This window comes from Pseudomonas sp. S2_C03, from assembly GCF_054668405.1.
Genome location: NZ_CP162766.1, coordinates 3,059,857 through 3,074,969, shown reverse-complemented (window position 1 = coordinate 3,074,969; position 15,113 = coordinate 3,059,857). Strand labels below are relative to the sequence as shown.

12 protein-coding genes are annotated in these 15,113 nt (G+C 59.9%); 9 read left to right on the top strand and 3 right to left on the bottom strand.

Annotated elements, in window-relative coordinates:
• Positions 1-7 precede the first annotated feature (7 nt).
• Together AB4N64_RS13995 and AB4N64_RS13990 are read left to right on the top strand one after the other, a co-directional pair.
• Positions 8-1,567 carry a GumC family protein gene (locus AB4N64_RS13995; protein WP_460126398.1) on the top strand — a complete coding sequence of 520 codons (1,560 nt, stop codon included), beginning with the start codon at positions 8-10 and terminating at the stop codon, positions 1,565-1,567.
• Positions 1,568-1,636: 69 nt separating this feature from the next.
• Positions 1,637-2,362, top strand: a complete 726-nt coding sequence (locus AB4N64_RS13990) for a CpsD/CapB family tyrosine-protein kinase (protein ID WP_460126748.1) — start codon at positions 1,637-1,639, stop codon at positions 2,360-2,362.
• Between the two features lie 44 nt (positions 2,363-2,406).
• Here AB4N64_RS13990 and galE read toward each other — a convergent pair whose 3' ends face one another.
• The 3 genes from galE to AB4N64_RS13975 are packed head-to-tail and all read right to left on the bottom strand — an operon-like array spanning position 2,407 to position 7,574.
• Positions 2,407-3,384 (bottom strand): UDP-glucose 4-epimerase GalE, encoded by a 978-nt coding sequence (gene galE, locus AB4N64_RS13985; RefSeq protein ID WP_460126396.1) that lies wholly within the window; start codon positions 3,382-3,384, stop codon positions 2,407-2,409.
• 46 nt (positions 3,385-3,430) lie between these two features.
• Positions 3,431-6,043 (bottom strand): cellulase family glycosylhydrolase, encoded by a 2,613-nt coding sequence (locus AB4N64_RS13980; protein WP_460126395.1) that lies wholly within the window; start codon positions 6,041-6,043, stop codon positions 3,431-3,433.
• Positions 6,044-6,047: 4 nt separating this feature from the next.
• The gene (locus AB4N64_RS13975; protein WP_460126393.1) at positions 6,048-7,574 is read right to left on the bottom strand and encodes an O-antigen ligase family protein; all 1,527 of its coding nucleotides are present in this window, start codon (positions 7,572-7,574) and stop codon (positions 6,048-6,050) included.
• Between the two features lie 99 nt (positions 7,575-7,673).
• Between AB4N64_RS13975 and AB4N64_RS13970 the strand changes: the two genes are divergently transcribed.
• The 7 genes from AB4N64_RS13970 to AB4N64_RS13940 all read left to right on the top strand — a co-directional run bounded on the left by AB4N64_RS13970 (position 7,674) and on the right by AB4N64_RS13940 (position 15,108).
• Positions 7,674-9,050 carry an oligosaccharide flippase family protein gene (locus tag AB4N64_RS13970; RefSeq protein WP_460126392.1) on the top strand — a complete coding sequence of 459 codons (1,377 nt, stop codon included), beginning with the start codon at positions 7,674-7,676 and terminating at the stop codon, positions 9,048-9,050.
• 25 nt (positions 9,051-9,075) lie between these two features.
• Positions 9,076-9,270 carry a hypothetical protein gene (locus AB4N64_RS13965; protein WP_460126391.1) on the top strand — a complete coding sequence of 65 codons (195 nt, stop codon included), beginning with the start codon at positions 9,076-9,078 and terminating at the stop codon, positions 9,268-9,270.
• Positions 9,267-10,709: an FAD-dependent oxidoreductase gene (locus AB4N64_RS13960; protein ID WP_460126389.1), complete on the top strand. Its 1,443-nt coding sequence runs from the start codon at positions 9,267-9,269 to the stop codon at positions 10,707-10,709. Before AB4N64_RS13965 ends, AB4N64_RS13960 begins: the two co-directional genes overlap by 4 nt.
• A 130-nt stretch (positions 10,710-10,839) precedes the next feature.
• On the top strand, positions 10,840-11,961 hold the full coding sequence (locus AB4N64_RS13955; protein ID WP_460126746.1) for a glycosyltransferase family 4 protein: 1,122 nt from the start codon (positions 10,840-10,842) through the stop codon (positions 11,959-11,961).
• 83 nt (positions 11,962-12,044) lie between these two features.
• Positions 12,045-13,430, top strand: coding sequence for an oligosaccharide flippase family protein (locus AB4N64_RS13950; protein WP_460126388.1), 1,386 nt, complete (start codon positions 12,045-12,047; stop codon positions 13,428-13,430).
• A gap of 111 nt (positions 13,431-13,541) precedes the next feature.
• The gene (locus AB4N64_RS13945) at positions 13,542-14,159 is read left to right on the top strand and encodes an acyltransferase (protein ID WP_460126386.1); all 618 of its coding nucleotides are present in this window, start codon (positions 13,542-13,544) and stop codon (positions 14,157-14,159) included.
• Positions 14,152-15,108 carry a glycosyltransferase family 2 protein gene (locus AB4N64_RS13940; RefSeq protein ID WP_460126385.1) on the top strand — a complete coding sequence of 319 codons (957 nt, stop codon included), beginning with the start codon at positions 14,152-14,154 and terminating at the stop codon, positions 15,106-15,108. Before AB4N64_RS13945 ends, AB4N64_RS13940 begins: the two co-directional genes overlap by 8 nt.
• Positions 15,109-15,113 lie beyond the last annotated feature (5 nt).

The following is a 15,113-nucleotide window of genomic DNA, read 5'->3' as shown; positions in this document are numbered from 1 at the left end:
GAGAAATATGGCCACTGAATACGAAATGTCGGTCAACGACTACCTTGCTATCGTCAAGCATCATGCGCTGCTGATCATCCTGAGCGTCACGGCCATTCTCGGCGTGTGCCTGGCCGTTGCGCTTTCCTTGCCGCCGACCTATGAGTCGTCCGGCACCATTCTGGTCGAGTCGCAACAGATTTCGCCGGACCTGGTGGGGCCCAACAACAATACCTTTGCCGATGAGCGCATCGAGGTGATTCGCCAGCGCGTGATGACCCGTGAGCACCTGGAAGGGATCATCAATAAATACAACTTGTTCACCTCGCAAAGCCGACAACTGACCCTGAGCGAAAAGATCGAGGAAATGCGTAACTCGATCACCGTTTCGCTGGTCAGCGCGGATGTCAAAGGCCGGGGAGAGGTGACGATTGCATTTCGTCTGGGCTTTGAACACCGTCAACCGGACATCGCCAACAAGGTGGCCAATGAGCTGGTTACGTTGTTCCTGGACGAAAACATCAAGCAGCGCACCGAGCGGGCCAGTGAAACCACCGAGTTCCTGACCCAGGAAGCCGACAAGCTGCGGGTCGAACTCGAAACCCTGGAAAATCGCCTGGCGGACTTCAAGCAGGCGCACAGCAATGCGCTGCCCGAGCACCAGGAACTGCGCATGAACATGCTGACGCGTGCCGAGACCGAGCTCAAGGAGGTCGATCGCGACTACAAGTCCGCCCGGGAAGAAATGCGCTTCAACGAGCTGGAGCTGTCTGCGGCCAATTCCGGTCTGGCGTCCGCGCCTGGCGTGGGTGGTGCCGCCGCGGCCCAACCGCAGGATCTGGGCAGTCTGAAGGCGGAGTACGCGCGGTTGATGTCGCTGTACACCGAGGCTCATCCTGATGTGCGCGCGGTCAAACGCAAGATCGCTGCCCTTGAGGCCCAGGGCTCTTCGGGTAAAGCGCTTCCAGCCAGCATGGATGTGGCCAAGGCCCAGGCGCGTATTTCCGCTTCCGAGGCGCGCATCCAGTCACTGGCCGACCAGAAGCAGCAAATCCTCAAGAAGATTTCCACCTACGAGGCGCAGATCCTGGAAACGCCGCAAGTCGAGCGTGGCCTTGTCACGTTGATGCGCGACCACGAAAATGCGCGCAAGAAATACGAGGAAATTCGCACCAAGGAAATGAGTGCGAAAATTTCCGAGAGCCTCGAGCAGGAAAACAAGGCCGAGCGGTTCGTACTGCTGGAGTCGCCGCTGATGCCGGAGCGGCCAATCAAGCCCAACCGCAAGAAAGTGGTTGCCATGGGCCTGGTGCTCGCCCCGGTGGGCGCGGGAGCCCTGGTCATGCTGCTGGAGCTGATCAACCCGCGTGTGCGTGGCGCCGAAGCGCTGGCCAGCGTACTGGGCAAGCGGGTACTGGTTTCCATTCCCTATATTCACACCCGAGCGGAATTGGCACGCCGCAAGCAATGGCGAGTGCGTCTGGTCATCATAGGGCTCGTGATTTTCACGATCTTCCTGGTGCTCGTGCACTTCCTCTACATGCCCCTGGATCTTTTGATGATCAAAGCTCTGGGCCGGTTTGCATAAGGAAAGACAGCGATGGACATTCTCAAGCCCGATGCCGACAAGGCCGAGCAACCCGCCTCGTCAAAGGCCATGACACCGACCGGTTCGGGGCTCAATGCGCTCAGTTATGTACAGACCAGGGTGGTGCCTCTGCGGTACGACCATCTGGAGCGCAACCGCATTGTTGCTTACAACAAGAACTCGAACATGGGTGGCGCGTTCGACCTGCTGCGTACGCAGGTCCTTAAAGCCATGGATGAAAATGGCTGGCGCACCCTGGCCATCACCTCGCCGACGCCGGAGGCCGGCAAGACGGTACTGGCGATCAACCTGGCCATGAGTATCGCCCATCACACTACCAAGACTGCGTTGCTGGTGGACTTCGACCTGCGTCGTCCCAAGGTGGGTTCCTGCCTGGGGTTGTCGATGGAGAAGTCGCTCAATGAGCTGCTGAGCAACCAGGCTGAACTGCATGATGTGCTGGTCAATCCGACGTTGCCGCGTTTTGTGGTCTTGCCCACGCGAGAGCCAATTCCCTTGTCCACCGAGGTGCTGTCGTCGCCCGAGGTGAGCAATCTGATCGTCGATCTGCGCGAACGTTACGACTCGCGTATCGTGATTTTCGACTTGCCGCCGGTCCTGAGTTCGGATGACGTGATCACCGTCCTCCCGAAATTCGACTGTGTGCTGTTGGTGGTGGCCAACGGCGTCAACAGTAACAAGGAAATCGAGGAAAGCCTCCATCACCTGGACGGCGCCAATCTCATCGGTACGGTGCTGAACAAGGCCGAGCCGCAAAACCGCACTTACTACTGAAGTGATGCTTATCGGCGCCGCGCGTTACGCGAGGGCGCCGATGATCACTGCCAGGGGTGCTTCTGCTCCCACGCCCAGGCGTGCGTAACGATCTGTTCAAGTGATGCGAACTGCGGTTGCCAGCCGAGTATTTCATTGGCCTTTTTCGGGTCGGCGACCAGGCGTGGCGGATCACCGGCACGGCGTGGCGCTTCACTCACACAGATCTGCTGCCCGGTGACCCGGCGTGCGGTGTCTATCACTTGCTGCACCGAAAACCCCAGGCCATTGCCGAGGTTGAAGGCCGTGCTCGCACCGCCCGCCCGAAGGTAATCCACGGCCAGGGCATGCGCGGCGACCAGGTCACTGACATGAACATAATCGCGGATGCAGGTGCCGTCAGGTGTGTCGTAGTCACGACCGTACACCGTGATGGCGGTGCGCCGTCCGGACGCCGCCTGCAGGATCAACGGCAGCAAATGGGTTTCCGGCTCATGGCGTTCGCCCAACTGACCTTCGGGGTCCGCGCCGGCGGCGTTGAAATAGCGCAGGCAAACCGACTTGAGCCCGTAGGCGCGATCGAAATCCTCGAGCATCTGCTCGACCATCCATTTACTGCGGCCATAAGGGTTGATCGCCGCCTTCGGATGCTCTTCGTCCATGGGAACATACATCGGGTCGCCGTAGACGGCGGCAGTCGAGGAAAAGATGAAGTGCCTGACGTTGGCGCGGACCATGGCTTGCAGCAGAGTCAGGGTGGCGGCCAGGTTGTTTTCATAATACTTGGCCGGTTCGCTGACGGATTCACCCACCTGGATGAAAGAGGCGAAGTGAAACACCGCATCAAAGCGCTGCGATGCGAACAGGTGGTCGAGAGCCTTTGCGTCAGCGATATCCAGTTCCACGAGTTTCGCGCCCATCAGCGCACTGCGGTAGCCCGTGGAAAAGTTGTCGGCAACCACCAGCTCGTGCCCGGCGCGTTGCAGCTGTTTGACCATGTGCGAGCCAATGTAGCCGGCGCCGCCAACCACCAGAAAATTCATTCTGTCCTCCTGGACGAGTGTTGCTGTGTAAACGCGGATTGTGCCATCAACGCGTGGCACTTTTCCTTAAAAACAACCAGTTGGCGGTTTGCAACCCTTCGAGCTTGAGCGTGTAGCGCCCATCGGCGTAGGTGGCGGGCAGCTTCTTCAACTGCGCCAGTACGCCTTGGGTGAACAGGGTCAGCCCTGGCGGTGCCTCAATGGTCAACGTGCCGGCCAGTGGTTCGACGAAGTAGGGCGGTCGCTCTTCCTCGTTCGCAATGGCGCGTGCGCCCAGGGAAATCATCAAATCTGCGGACTGGCCCAGGGGCGTGTCGTTCAGGCTCTGCACCACCACGCTGGCGTTGGCGGTTTTGGCATTGACCTGGATGTTGTCGAGGTTGATCGACTCGCCGCCAATCCAGCCGGAAGCGGCCTGGGTGCGCGGCGTATTGATCGTGTACACACCGCGTTTCCAGTTGCGCTTCAGTTCGCCGGTGTCGGAGGTGGATTCGCTGGCATTGGCGTCCAGCAGCGACTGGTTGGGATCGGCAAACACCTTGGCGTTGTTCGCCGTCGAACCGGTTGTCAGCCAGGGCAGAGCCGGTGTTTGTGGCATGACGATCTGCAACTTGCCTTTCTCCATGGCGGTGCGCAGCAGTGCCGAGTTGCTCGGTGTAATGGCCTGGCCGAACAGCGTGTCCGGCGTCGGCGCGAAAGCATACGTGGTCTTCGCCTCGGCAACATCGCCGCGCCGGTAAAGCAGGGCGGCGGCGGGAAAGGTGGACAGCAATGCCGGGTCGTTATAGAGGTTCCAGTTGCCGACCGTCCTCCACGTTCCAGAGAGGCCCTCCTGGCTATAGGCATACTGCATCATCGCGTCCCAACCCTGGTAACTGGCGGTGCCCGCCAGATAGAGCGGCACGGCGTGGCGGTCGGGCGTGGGGAAAGGTTCGCTGTTCCACTCAGTGACGGTCAGCGGTTTGCCGCTGACCTGGGCGGCGCCAATCCAGTTGACGATGCCGGGGCTGGTCAGCGGGTTTTTCTCCAACTGGCCGAGGCCGCCGTAGCTGTGGGCATCGATGACATCGCCGGAAGTCAGGGCCGGCAGCGCCACGAGACCGTCGCCACCCCAGCTATTGGTTGTGGCGATGGGCACTTTCACGCCCAGGTCGCGCAGGTGCTGGATCATGTCGACGTTGAAACGACGTTCCAGGTCATTGAGGAACATCTTCGAGGCGCCGTACTCCCAGGCGCGCCAGGTCTGGCTCGAGGACAGGTTGTGCTGCCTGGCAAACGCCTCGGCCTCGGCCATGTAGACCTTGCTGTGCTTGGGCACATCCTTGTCGCCCAGCAGGATATTGCCGAAGTGGTTGGTGATGTCGTTCTCGTTGGTGATCAGCACGGCGGCGATCGCCGGATCGTCCTTGTAGGCGAGGCCTGTGTAACTGTTGACGTGGTTCATGTAAGCGGCGGTAAAGCGCTTCATCGCCTGTTGAATGGTGATGTTGACGTAGTTGTAACCCTTGAGTCCCGCGTTGCCGTGCTCATCCTTTGGCAGCTCTTCGAAACCGTAGATATTGTCCCTGGCAGTGAAGGCCCGTTCGACGTGCATGTCGAGCCACACATAAATACCTTCGTCTTTCAGGTACTTGATCCACAGGTCGAGCTGTTTCAGCGACGCCGGACTGGGTTGTTGGGTGTCCGCGTTGGGCGCCTTGCCGAAGACGTTCGGGCTGACCCAGGGGGAGTCATGGTGGTGCAGGCGCACGAGGTTGATGCCCAGTGCCGACAGACGCCTGGCCTGGCGCTTGATGTCTTCTTCGGCGGTGTCGAACAGCGAATAGGCTGACATGTTGGTGCCCCAGAAGCGCGCCGGGGTGTTGTCGGCGAACATCAGTTGCTCGCCAGAAGCCTTGACGAAGCCGCGCTTGCCGGCGGGTTTTTCGTTGGCATTGAGGAATGACAGGTCGACCGGTGAGGTTTGCCAGTCGATCTTGTCGGTTGGCCAGGTTTTCGGATCGACCAGGCCGAATCGCTCGCTCGTGGTCGGAGCAAGGGCCACGTCGCCTGAGATGCTCAAGGTCGCCTTGAAATGCTGCTGGCCGGGCTTGATGGAGTTTTTGTAGAAAAACGCCCTCACTTCAGACCCATCGCCCGGTTCGACAAAGACATCCGCCAGCGCCGGCTCAAAGCGCATCTCGATGCGTCGGCCCTGGGCATTGCCCCAGGCCCAGCCCTTGTTGCCATCGAGCAACTTCGGCTTACCCATATCGCCCTGGAACAGCGCCGGGTCGAAGTTGAACACGAAGCCTCCGCCGATGACGTTCGGCTTTGCGCTGTGTGCATCAAGGGTGACGTCCCAGCTCAGTTGCTGCTCGCCTTCCTTGCGGATGTTGGCCTTGAGGTCAAAGTCGAGGGTCGGGTTCTGCCCGATCAGGCTGTAGCTGTAGGGCGCCTGGGTGGTGAATTGGGTCGGGAACCCCGTCCAGCCATAATTGGCCTCGAAAAACACGAATGAGGACGCCAGGGCAGGGCTGCCCCCTTGCGTCAGCGCGGGCAAGCCACTTTTTTCATCGACATTGGCCACCCAGTCCGACGCCCCAGCGCTCAGTGGCAGGAAAACGACAGACAAGACAACCGGAAGCAGCAAGCGGATGCGGCGAGCAATGTGAGCCATGGGGTTACCGGAGTTGGAGGTGGGCACTGGCCGTGACGGCGGGCGCGGTTTGCTTGAGATTGCGCACCATTCGGACGTAGGCAACGCCCAGCCCGGCCACCGACCAGTACACCACTGGAATGATCGTGATGCTGCTGACGGTGAAAATGGTCACCATGATGCCGGCCAGTGTCGCGAACAGCGCCCGGCCGAGCCTGCGCCCTTCATCATCCTTGTCGGGGAACGAACGCATGGACTTGCGGATGCCAAACAGTACGGTGGCAAAAAAGGCGACGAACACGGTCAATCCGACCAGTCCATAGGACAGTGCGACGCCGATGTAAGTGTTGACGATATCAATGATGCCCTCGCCCTGGATCATGACCTGCATCTCTGGGGCCTTGCGGTAATCGAAGGTGCCCAGCAGCGGGTTGCGCTGGATCACCAGGAGGGAGTTGTCGATCAGGCGTTCACGGTAAGTGATGTTCTCCACCTCCACCGTGCCGATGAAGGGCAGCAGGTCGAGGACCTTCTGCCCACCCGGCACGAGGGTCAGTGCGGGCAGGGAGAGTACCCCGGCGCATCCCAGCAGCATCATGCGCTTGATCACTTTCTCGCCGGTGGCGATGTACACCAGGAACATGGCCAACGCCCCCATCCACGGGCCCCGGGACAGCGGCGCGAACAGTCCGCCGGCGAGCAACAGGGCGCCCAGGCGCCGTTGCAGCTTGCTGCGCACGCTTTGTTGCAAATACAGGTAGAAACCGAGCGCCGCGCTGATCACCAGTCCCAGCGCGATGGCCTGGCCGGTGGTGACGCTGGCGCGCAGCAGGCCGCCGCGACTCAAGTAGCTGGACATTTCCCATTGCATGCCCATGGCGCCGATCAATGCGCTGTAGAGCAACCAACCACGGGCAAACTCGAAAAAGCCGATCAGCGACATGACCATCGCGGCGAGGACAAAACCGAGCAGGGCGTCCTTGAAGTCATTGATATTCTTCAGGGCACGGCTGGCCACGTAATACGGCAGGAAAACGTCGGTGAACTGGTAGAGCGTCTGGCGCATGGTGTCGGTGACGGTGGTTTCGCGCAACAGAAGCAGGCTGGTCAGGACCAGGTAGACGGCGAGGAATTTGTCAGGCCAGGTGCGACCGAAACCTTGGGTGTCGCTTTGCCGACGCAGTGCCAAAAACGCCGGCAGCAGCACGCACAGAGACAGCAGGCGCACGTAGTTGAGGTCGAAAAAGTAGTTCATCAGGCCGAAGCCGGGGATTCGCGCCTGAGCGGGCGGCACCAGGAACGCCAGGATGAAGAACAGCGCCACGGGGTTGTGTTCGCGCTTTCTCGCCACGGTCAGGAGGATCGTGGTCACGGCCACGTAGATCCAGAAGCTATGGGAAACGAATGCCAGGACGGTCAGCACGAACCACAGGTTGCGTCGACGGGTGAAGTCCTTGGCTGGGATCAGGTCGCTTGCAGGCCGGCGTGCCATGTAAAAAACGACACCGGCTAGAACCAGAATGACGACTAACGCGCGAAAGTGCTCAGGCATGGAGAGTCAGGCTTACCGGTGGGTGAATGACAGATACTAGTAGAATGGCAAAGTGCGACTATAGTACGTTTTTAGGGAGTTGAGTCCGGGGTTGTTCTGATGCCACCAGCTGATATCTCGCCAACGTTGAGCCTTCGCAGGCGAGCCATCTTTGCCGGGGCATGGAATTTGGGGGCGCTGATCACGTCCCAGGCCATCCGCCTGGGCGGCAACCTGATCATGGCCCGCCTGTTGATGCCTGAAATGTTCGGCATCATGGTCATCGCCACCACCGTGTCCGTGGTGCTGCACCTGCTGTCCGATGTCGGCTTTCGGCAGAACATCATCCAGAGTCCTCGGGGCGACGATCCGGCCTTTCTCAATACCGTGTGGACGGTGCAGATCATCCGCGGGTTCATTCTTTTCGCCTTCACCCTGTTGATTGCCGGCTGTTCCTGGTTCACCCAGCTTCTGCACCTGTGGCCGGACCAGTCGACCTATGCCTCGCCGCAACTGCCACTGGTACTGGCCGTCACCGGATTTTCGGCGATCATCTACGGGTTCCAGTCGACCAAGGTCGATGTCGCCGTGCGCGACTTCCAGCAGAAAAAAGTCGTGCTCGCCGAGTTCATTTCGCAGTTGGCGGGCCTGCTGACCATGTTGGTCATCGGCTATTTCACCCGGTCGATCTGGGCGCTGGTAGGTTCTGGCCTGGTCGCCGCCCTGGCCATGACGCTGCTGGGGCACTTCTGGTTTCCGGGCAAGCCCAACCGTCTACACTGGGATCGTGAGGCGCTTGCCGAAGTCGTGGTGTTCGGCCGCTGGATGCTGTTGTCCTCGGCGGTTGGCGTGCTGGCCATGAACGGCGACCGGATCTGGTTCGGTGGCAGCATGTCGGCCAATGAACTGGGGGTCTTTTCAATTGCCGTGCTGATACTGGGGGCGTTGCAACTGGGCATGGCGCGGTTGCTCGGAGCGGTGGCGCTACCGGCATTCAGCGAGGCCTCCCGGGTCAACGACACGGCACGGTTGCACCTTTTGTATGATCGCTTCAAATTGATATTCGATCTGGTTTCGTTGTTCATCTGCGGGTTGTTCTGGGTCATCAGCCCGTTGCTCATCAGCATTTTGTACGATGAGCGCTATGCCGAAGCCGGCCACATGCTGTCGGTGCTTTCGCTGTCGTTTTTCACCTGGCGCTTTGCGGTGGCGCATCAGGTCTGGCTGGCGCTGGGGCTGACCAAATACCAGGCCATGGACAACATCATCCGCGCGGTGTCGTTGTGGGTGTTGCTACCGCTGCTGTTGTCCATTGGCGGCGTGCATCTGGCCATCTGGGGGGTCGCTCTGCACGCCTTGCCGACGGTGTTCCTGGTGGTCTACGTGAATCGCAAGGTGGGCTTGTTCGATCTCAGGCGTGAGCTGATCGTCCTGCCCATGGTGTTGGTGGGGGTTGTTTGCGGGCAAATGGTGTTGGGGATTGCTGATTGGTTTTGATCTTGATGTCGGGGAGCTTTGAATCATGAATGAACTTGATTTGAGTACTTCTGCGATGGATCGCAGGGACTTCCTCCAGGTGTTTGCGCTGTTGAGCCTGGGAGTGTTGGCCTTTGGATGTTCCGAAATCGTCGCCCGGCCTTCCGCAGTCAAGTCCGGGTACATCGTTATCAATGGATGGGTGCTGCCTGCCCAGCACTTTCAGCCAGCGCAAACATGATCAAAGACTATCAAACGCAAAAAGAGCTGCGCGACTTCTACGACATCTGCATCATCGGTGCGGGGCCGGCGGGCATAACCCTGGCCTTGCAGCTGGCGGTCAATGGCCGACAGGTGTTACTGCTCGAGGGCGGCGGGCACGAGTATTCACAAAACTCGCAGAGCCTTTACCAGTGTCCCTCCACTGGACTTGAGGTCTATGCAGAGGAAACCCGCCTGCGTTATCTGGGGGGGACGTCCAATCATTGGTCGGGGCGCTGCCGTCCCTTCGAGGCGTCCGACTTCAATACCGGCCCGCCGGTGCGCCTGCCCGGTTGGCCGATCGCATTTTCCGAAATGGAGCGCCACCTGGCGCAGGCAATGGCGATTGTCGACCTGGTGCCCAATGCCAGCTTCAAGGCGATCAACCCGTCCCTGGACGGCGCCGACTTTGTAGCGGATCGATTCCTGCTCAGCCCGCCGACGCGTTTTGCCAAGAAGTACGCCAAGGAGCTCAATGACACCGAAGGGCTTGATGTCTTCATCAACTGCAACTGCGTTGATCTCGAATTCAACAGCAACACCGGGCGGATCGAGACGATCGTTGTCGCGGACTACGAGCAGCATCGTGAACGGGTCAAGGCCAGGCAATTCATCCTGGCCACCGGCGCGATCGAGAATGCCCGGCAACTGCTCAACAGCGAGTCCCTGGCCGTGGGCGGAATCGTCAGCGAGGGCGGCCTGGTCGGCAAATGTTTCATGGAACACCTGAACGTCGAGCTCGGCACCTTCATTCTCAAGGACGGGCAGGGCAAGGATTCCCGGGAGTACTTCACCACCGATACCTTCGTCTCGCAGCACAAGGCCGGCAAGGGCAACGTGGCGATCTCGCTGGTCTCCGAAGTCAAAACCTACGGGAGAATGGCGGCCATCAAGAGCTTCTTCGAGAACCTGATCTGCGATGTCGGTGTAGAGCAGAAAATCGAATTCATCACCAAGTTCGATTGCCCGGGCGACGGCGTCATTGGCACGCTGATCGAACAGTTTCCCAACCTCAACAGCCGCGTCTCGCTGGTGCCCGAGCGGGATGCCTTGGGCATGCGCAAGGCGACCGTGCATTGGGAACTGGGCCCTGCAGACCGTGACACCGTGAAGTCCATTGGCCTGGAAATGGCCAAGTGTTTCGCCGATACCGGCCTGGGCCTGGTCAAGCTGGAGCAGTGCGTCTATGACGAAACCGTGCCATTGAAGCTCAACCCCCATGCGCATCACATGGGGACCACACGGATGGCCACGGCGCCGGAATTCGGCGTGGTCGACGAGAACTGCAAAGTGTTCGGCGTCGAGAATCTCCATATCGCCGGCAGCAGCGTTTTTGCGACCGGCGGTGCGAGCAATCCGACCATGCCGCTGTTACAACTGACACTAAGACTGGCGGAGCACATTAATAGTATAAGTTAGCGCTTGATTGGATTTTCTGGCTGGTGCTCGTCAGGGTGGCTCGATCACGGCTCACCTGGCTGGATGTGCATCGGAATTTGGTAGCCAGCCTCCGGTTTTCCGGAGGGGGAATGGAGATAGCCTGTTGAAAGTGACTTTTGTTCTGAGTGTGGCCAGCATGTCCGGCGGTATTCGCGTGGTGACCATCTACGCGCAGGCATTGGCCGACGCCGGGCACGACGTGACACTCGTCTCCCTGCCTTATCCCGCGATTCCGCTGCGCAGAAAGATCAAGAGCTTCGTGACAGGCAAGGGCTGGTTGGTCACGCCGGTCATTCCTTCCTATCTGGACGAGATGGACCTCGATCACCGGGTGATCGAAAAGTACCGACCCATCGTGGAGTCGGATGTCCCGGATGCCGATGTGGTCATCGCCACCTGGTGGGAAACCGCCGAGTGGGTGAACGACCTCAGCCCGGCCAAGGGCGAAAAGGTGTATTTCGTGCAGGGCCACGAGATTTTTCCGTTCTGCCCGACCGACCGGGTCATCGCGACCTATAACACGTTGCCACTGCACAAAATCACCATTTCCCGGTGGCTGGCCGATCTGATGCGCGTGGAGTACGGTGACGCGGATGTCGACCTGGTGCCCAACAGCGTCGATCACCAGCAGTTCTTCGCGGCACCGCGGGGCCGTCAGCAGCGACCGACCCTTGGCTTCCTGTACCACGAAACCCCGTTGAAGGGGCTCGACGTGACGATCGACGTGATTAGCGCGCTCCAGAAGAAAATCCCGGACCTGCGCGTCATTTCCTTCGGCAGCTTTGCGCCCACGGGGGCGTTCGAACTGCCGGCGAGTGTCGAGTTTCACTTGGCGCCCGATCAGGAACATATCCGCGACCTCTACACCCAGTGCGATGTCTGGCTCGCCTCCAGCCGCAGTGAAGGCTTCAACCTGACGGCGATGGAAGCCATGGCCTGTCGCACGCCCGTGGTGTCGACCCGCACGGGTTGGCCGCTGGAAGCCATCACCTGTTTCAAGAACGGCGTGCTGGCCGACATTGATGACACCGAGGCGCTGACGGCGGGTGCCGAACACCTGCTGACCCTGGACGATTCGCAATGGCGCGCGGTGTCCGAGGCGGCCCATCAAACCGTGGCATCGAGCTCCTGGGAGCACTCGGCGAAGCTGTTTGAAGCGGCATTGGTCAAGGCGGTCGGGAAGCGATCCTGCGGGCAACGTCTGGCCAAAACAGCCTCTTCCGTGGTGTAAACCGGTGCGCCTGCCAGATTCCAGTGGTATGGCTGACGGCGACTATAGTACCTTTTCGTGTCATTGATTCCGGGGTTGTAGTGATGCCACCAGCTGATGTATCGCCACCGTTGAGCCTGCGCAGGCGAGCGATATTCGCCGGGGCGTGGAATCTGGGGGCGCTGGTGGCATCCCAAGGCATTCGCCTGGGTGGCAACCTGATCATGGCGCGCCTGCTGATGCCGGAAATGTTCGGCATCATGGTCATCGCCACCACCGTGTCGGTGGTGCTGCACCTGCTGTCCGATGTCGGCTTTCGCCAGAACATCATCCAGAGCCCGCGTGGCAACGATCCGGCATTCCTCAATACCGTGTGGACCGCACAGATCATCCGCGGCTTCATCCTTTTTGCCTTTACCCTGCTGATCGCCGGCGTTGCCTGGTTCGCCCAGTACATCCATATGTGGTCGGAACATTCCACCTACGCCGCGCCCGAGTTGCCTCTGGTGCTGGCGCTGACGGGTTTGTCCGCGATCATCTATGGCTTCCAGTCGACCAAGGTCGACGTGGCGGTGCGCGACTTCCAGCAGAAAAAAGTCGTACTCGCCGAGTTTGCTTCGCAGATTGCCGGCCTGTTGACGATGTTGGTCATCGGTTATTTCACCCGCTCGATCTGGTCGCTGGTGGGGGCTGGCCTGGTGTCCGCCCTGGTCATGACGCTGCTGGGGCACGTATGGTTTTCGGGGCCGCCCAACCGCCTGCACTGGGAGCGTCGTGCGCTCGAGGAAGTGGTGGGCTTCGGTCGCTGGATGCTGTTGTCTTCCGCCGTTGGCGTACTGGCCATGAATGGCGACCGGATCTGGTTCGGCGGCAGCATGTCGGCCGGCGAGCTGGGCGTCTATTCCATTGCCGTGCTGTTTCTGGGCGCCCTGCAAATGGGCATGCAAAGGTTGCTCGGAGCCGTGGCGCTACCGGCATTCAGCGAGGCCGCTCGGGTCAATGACACGGCGCGACTGCACCTGTTGTATGACCGTTTCAAATTGATGTTCGACCTGATCTCGCTGTTTCTCTGTGGCTTGGCGTGGGTTCTCAGCCCGCTGCTGATCCACTTTCTGTACGATGAGCGTTATGCCGGCGCTGGCCATATGCTGGCGATTCTTTCGTTGTCGTTTTTCACCTGGCGGTTCGCCGTGGCGCACCAGCTCTGGCTGGCGCTTGGGCTGACCAAGTATCAGGCCATGGACAACATCATCCGCGCGGTCTCTTTGTGGGTGCTGTTGCCGCTGTTGTTGGCCGTTGGCGGTGTGGAATACGCGATCTGGGGCGTCGCCCTGCATGCGCTGCCGACGTTGTTCCTGGTGGCGTATGTCAATCGCAAGGTGGGGTTGTTCGACATCAGGCGTGAACTGATCGTCTTGCCGATGGTGCTGGTCGGGTGGGCGTGCGGGCAGTTGCTGCTGGGACTGTTCCAATGGTTTGACTGGGTGTGACGACAGTCGTGCCGGATTTCGGCGTGGGGACTACGCTTAGGGACACGAATCGAGAACCAGGGTGAACCGAACCCTGGCGCAGATGTTTACTGGTTTTTTGGGGCTGACAGGATGATTGGTCTACTGAAACGCGCGATTGCTTGTATTGCCATGAGAACGGGGCGTTTAACCTGGATCTACAAGCGATTTTGTCAACCGGATGGCCTGCAATGGGCTATACATATGGCTCGCTGGGGCGGGCTGCACTCCATTGGCAAGAACGTGTGGATCAATCTTGGTTGCAATATCGCCGACCCGACGCTGGTACGCCTGGGCAACAACGTCGGGTTATCCGATTGCACACTGTTCGGCCACGACGCGACAGTTGGTCTGCTCAACGTGCGCTACGGCACCAAACTCGATTCCGTCGGCCCGATCGACATCCTTGATAACTGCTTTATCGGTCATGGCGCGATCATCCTGCCGCGCGTGACGATTGGTCCGGATTCCGTCGTGGCAGCGGGAGCCGTGGTGCTCCGGGACGTTCCACCCGGGGTGGTCGTGGGGGGAAATCCAGCCAGGGTGATCTGTACGATGGAAACGCTATTGAAAAATTCCCAGGAACGCTGCGCCGCTTATCCGTGGATGGACCTGATCCGCGAGCGTGACGGTGAGTTCGACCCGGAACTGGAGTTGAAGCTGCGAGCCATGCGCGTCGAATATTTCTTCGGTGAAAAATCCAATGGCTAGTGCTCCCCTCGATGTACTGGTGGTCAACTACAACACGGCGGGCCTGTTACAGCCGATGTTCAACGCATTGCGCCAACCCGCCAGTGCCGAACCTGCGCGCTTTCTGGTGGTGGATAACGCTTCGGTGGATGATTCGCTGGAGCGTTTGGCGACAGTCTGTCCCGAGGCCCTGCTGTTGGCCAACGAGAACAACGTTGGATTCGGCCGTGCCAACAATCAACTGGTTGAACACCTTCAAGGCAAGTACGCGCTGCTGCTCAACACCGACGCGTTCGTCGCTGCGGACACCTTGAGCAAGACCCTCGAGTACATGGAGGCCCATCCCGATTGCGGCGTCCTCGGCGTGCGCCTGGAAGGCCGGGAAGGGGATCTGCAACCCTCTTGCCGTTATTTTCCGACGCCCCTGAATGTCTTTCTCTCACGCACGGGGCTGGAACGTTTTTTCCCGATGGTCAGGCGAGTCGACGACCTGCAGTGGGATCATGCCTCGGTCCGCGAATGCGACTGGGTGCCGGGCTGTTATTACCTGATCCGCCGTGAGGTGATCGACACCGTCGGGCTGTTCGACCCGCGCTACTTCCTTTACTACGAAGAAGTGGATCACTGTAAACGCGTCAAGCAGGCGGGCTGGAAAGTCATTTTCTACCCGCACACGACGGTGGTGCATATCGGCGGTGAAAGTGCCAAGTCCGTTGACGAACTCAATGCGGCGAGCCGGCAAATCCCCAGGCTGCAAATCGAAAGCGAGCTGCTGTATTTCCGCAAGCACCACGGCGTGGTGGGCCTGGCCTGGCATATGGCGCTGGTGTGCGCGGGAGACCTGATCCTGGCGCTCAAGGCGTTGCTTAAAGGCCGCGGCCGTCCGGCCATGGCTGCGTGCTGGGAGCACGCACGGGTCACCTGGGCGCTGCTGCGTGATACCAAACTTGCCACCCAACCCACACGGTAGAGCCT

Bases quoted from the DNA above. Each gene is read 5' to 3' on its own strand.
- galE (WP_460126396.1), bottom strand. From the start codon at position 3,384: ATGAATTTTCTGGTGGTTGGCGGCGCCGGCTACATTGGCTCGCACATG.
- AB4N64_RS13965 (WP_460126391.1), top strand. From the start codon at position 9,076: ATGAATGAACTTGATTTGAGTACTTCTGCGATGGATCGCAGGGACTTC.
- AB4N64_RS13980 (WP_460126395.1), bottom strand. From the start codon at position 6,043: ATGGCTCACATTGCTCGCCGCATCCGCTTGCTGCTTCCGGTTGTCTTG.
- AB4N64_RS13950 (WP_460126388.1), top strand. From the start codon at position 12,045: ATGCCACCAGCTGATGTATCGCCACCGTTGAGCCTGCGCAGGCGAGCG.
- AB4N64_RS13945 (WP_460126386.1), top strand. From the start codon at position 13,542: ATGATTGGTCTACTGAAACGCGCGATTGCTTGTATTGCCATGAGAACG.
- AB4N64_RS13970 (WP_460126392.1), top strand. From the start codon at position 7,674: ATGCCACCAGCTGATATCTCGCCAACGTTGAGCCTTCGCAGGCGAGCC.
- AB4N64_RS13960 (WP_460126389.1), top strand. From the start codon at position 9,267: ATGATCAAAGACTATCAAACGCAAAAAGAGCTGCGCGACTTCTACGAC.
- AB4N64_RS13995 (WP_460126398.1), top strand. From the start codon at position 8: ATGGCCACTGAATACGAAATGTCGGTCAACGACTACCTTGCTATCGTC.
- AB4N64_RS13975 (WP_460126393.1), bottom strand. From the start codon at position 7,574: ATGCCTGAGCACTTTCGCGCGTTAGTCGTCATTCTGGTTCTAGCCGGT.
- AB4N64_RS13940 (WP_460126385.1), top strand. From the start codon at position 14,152: ATGGCTAGTGCTCCCCTCGATGTACTGGTGGTCAACTACAACACGGCG.
- AB4N64_RS13990 (WP_460126748.1), top strand. From the start codon at position 1,637: ATGACACCGACCGGTTCGGGGCTCAATGCGCTCAGTTATGTACAGACC.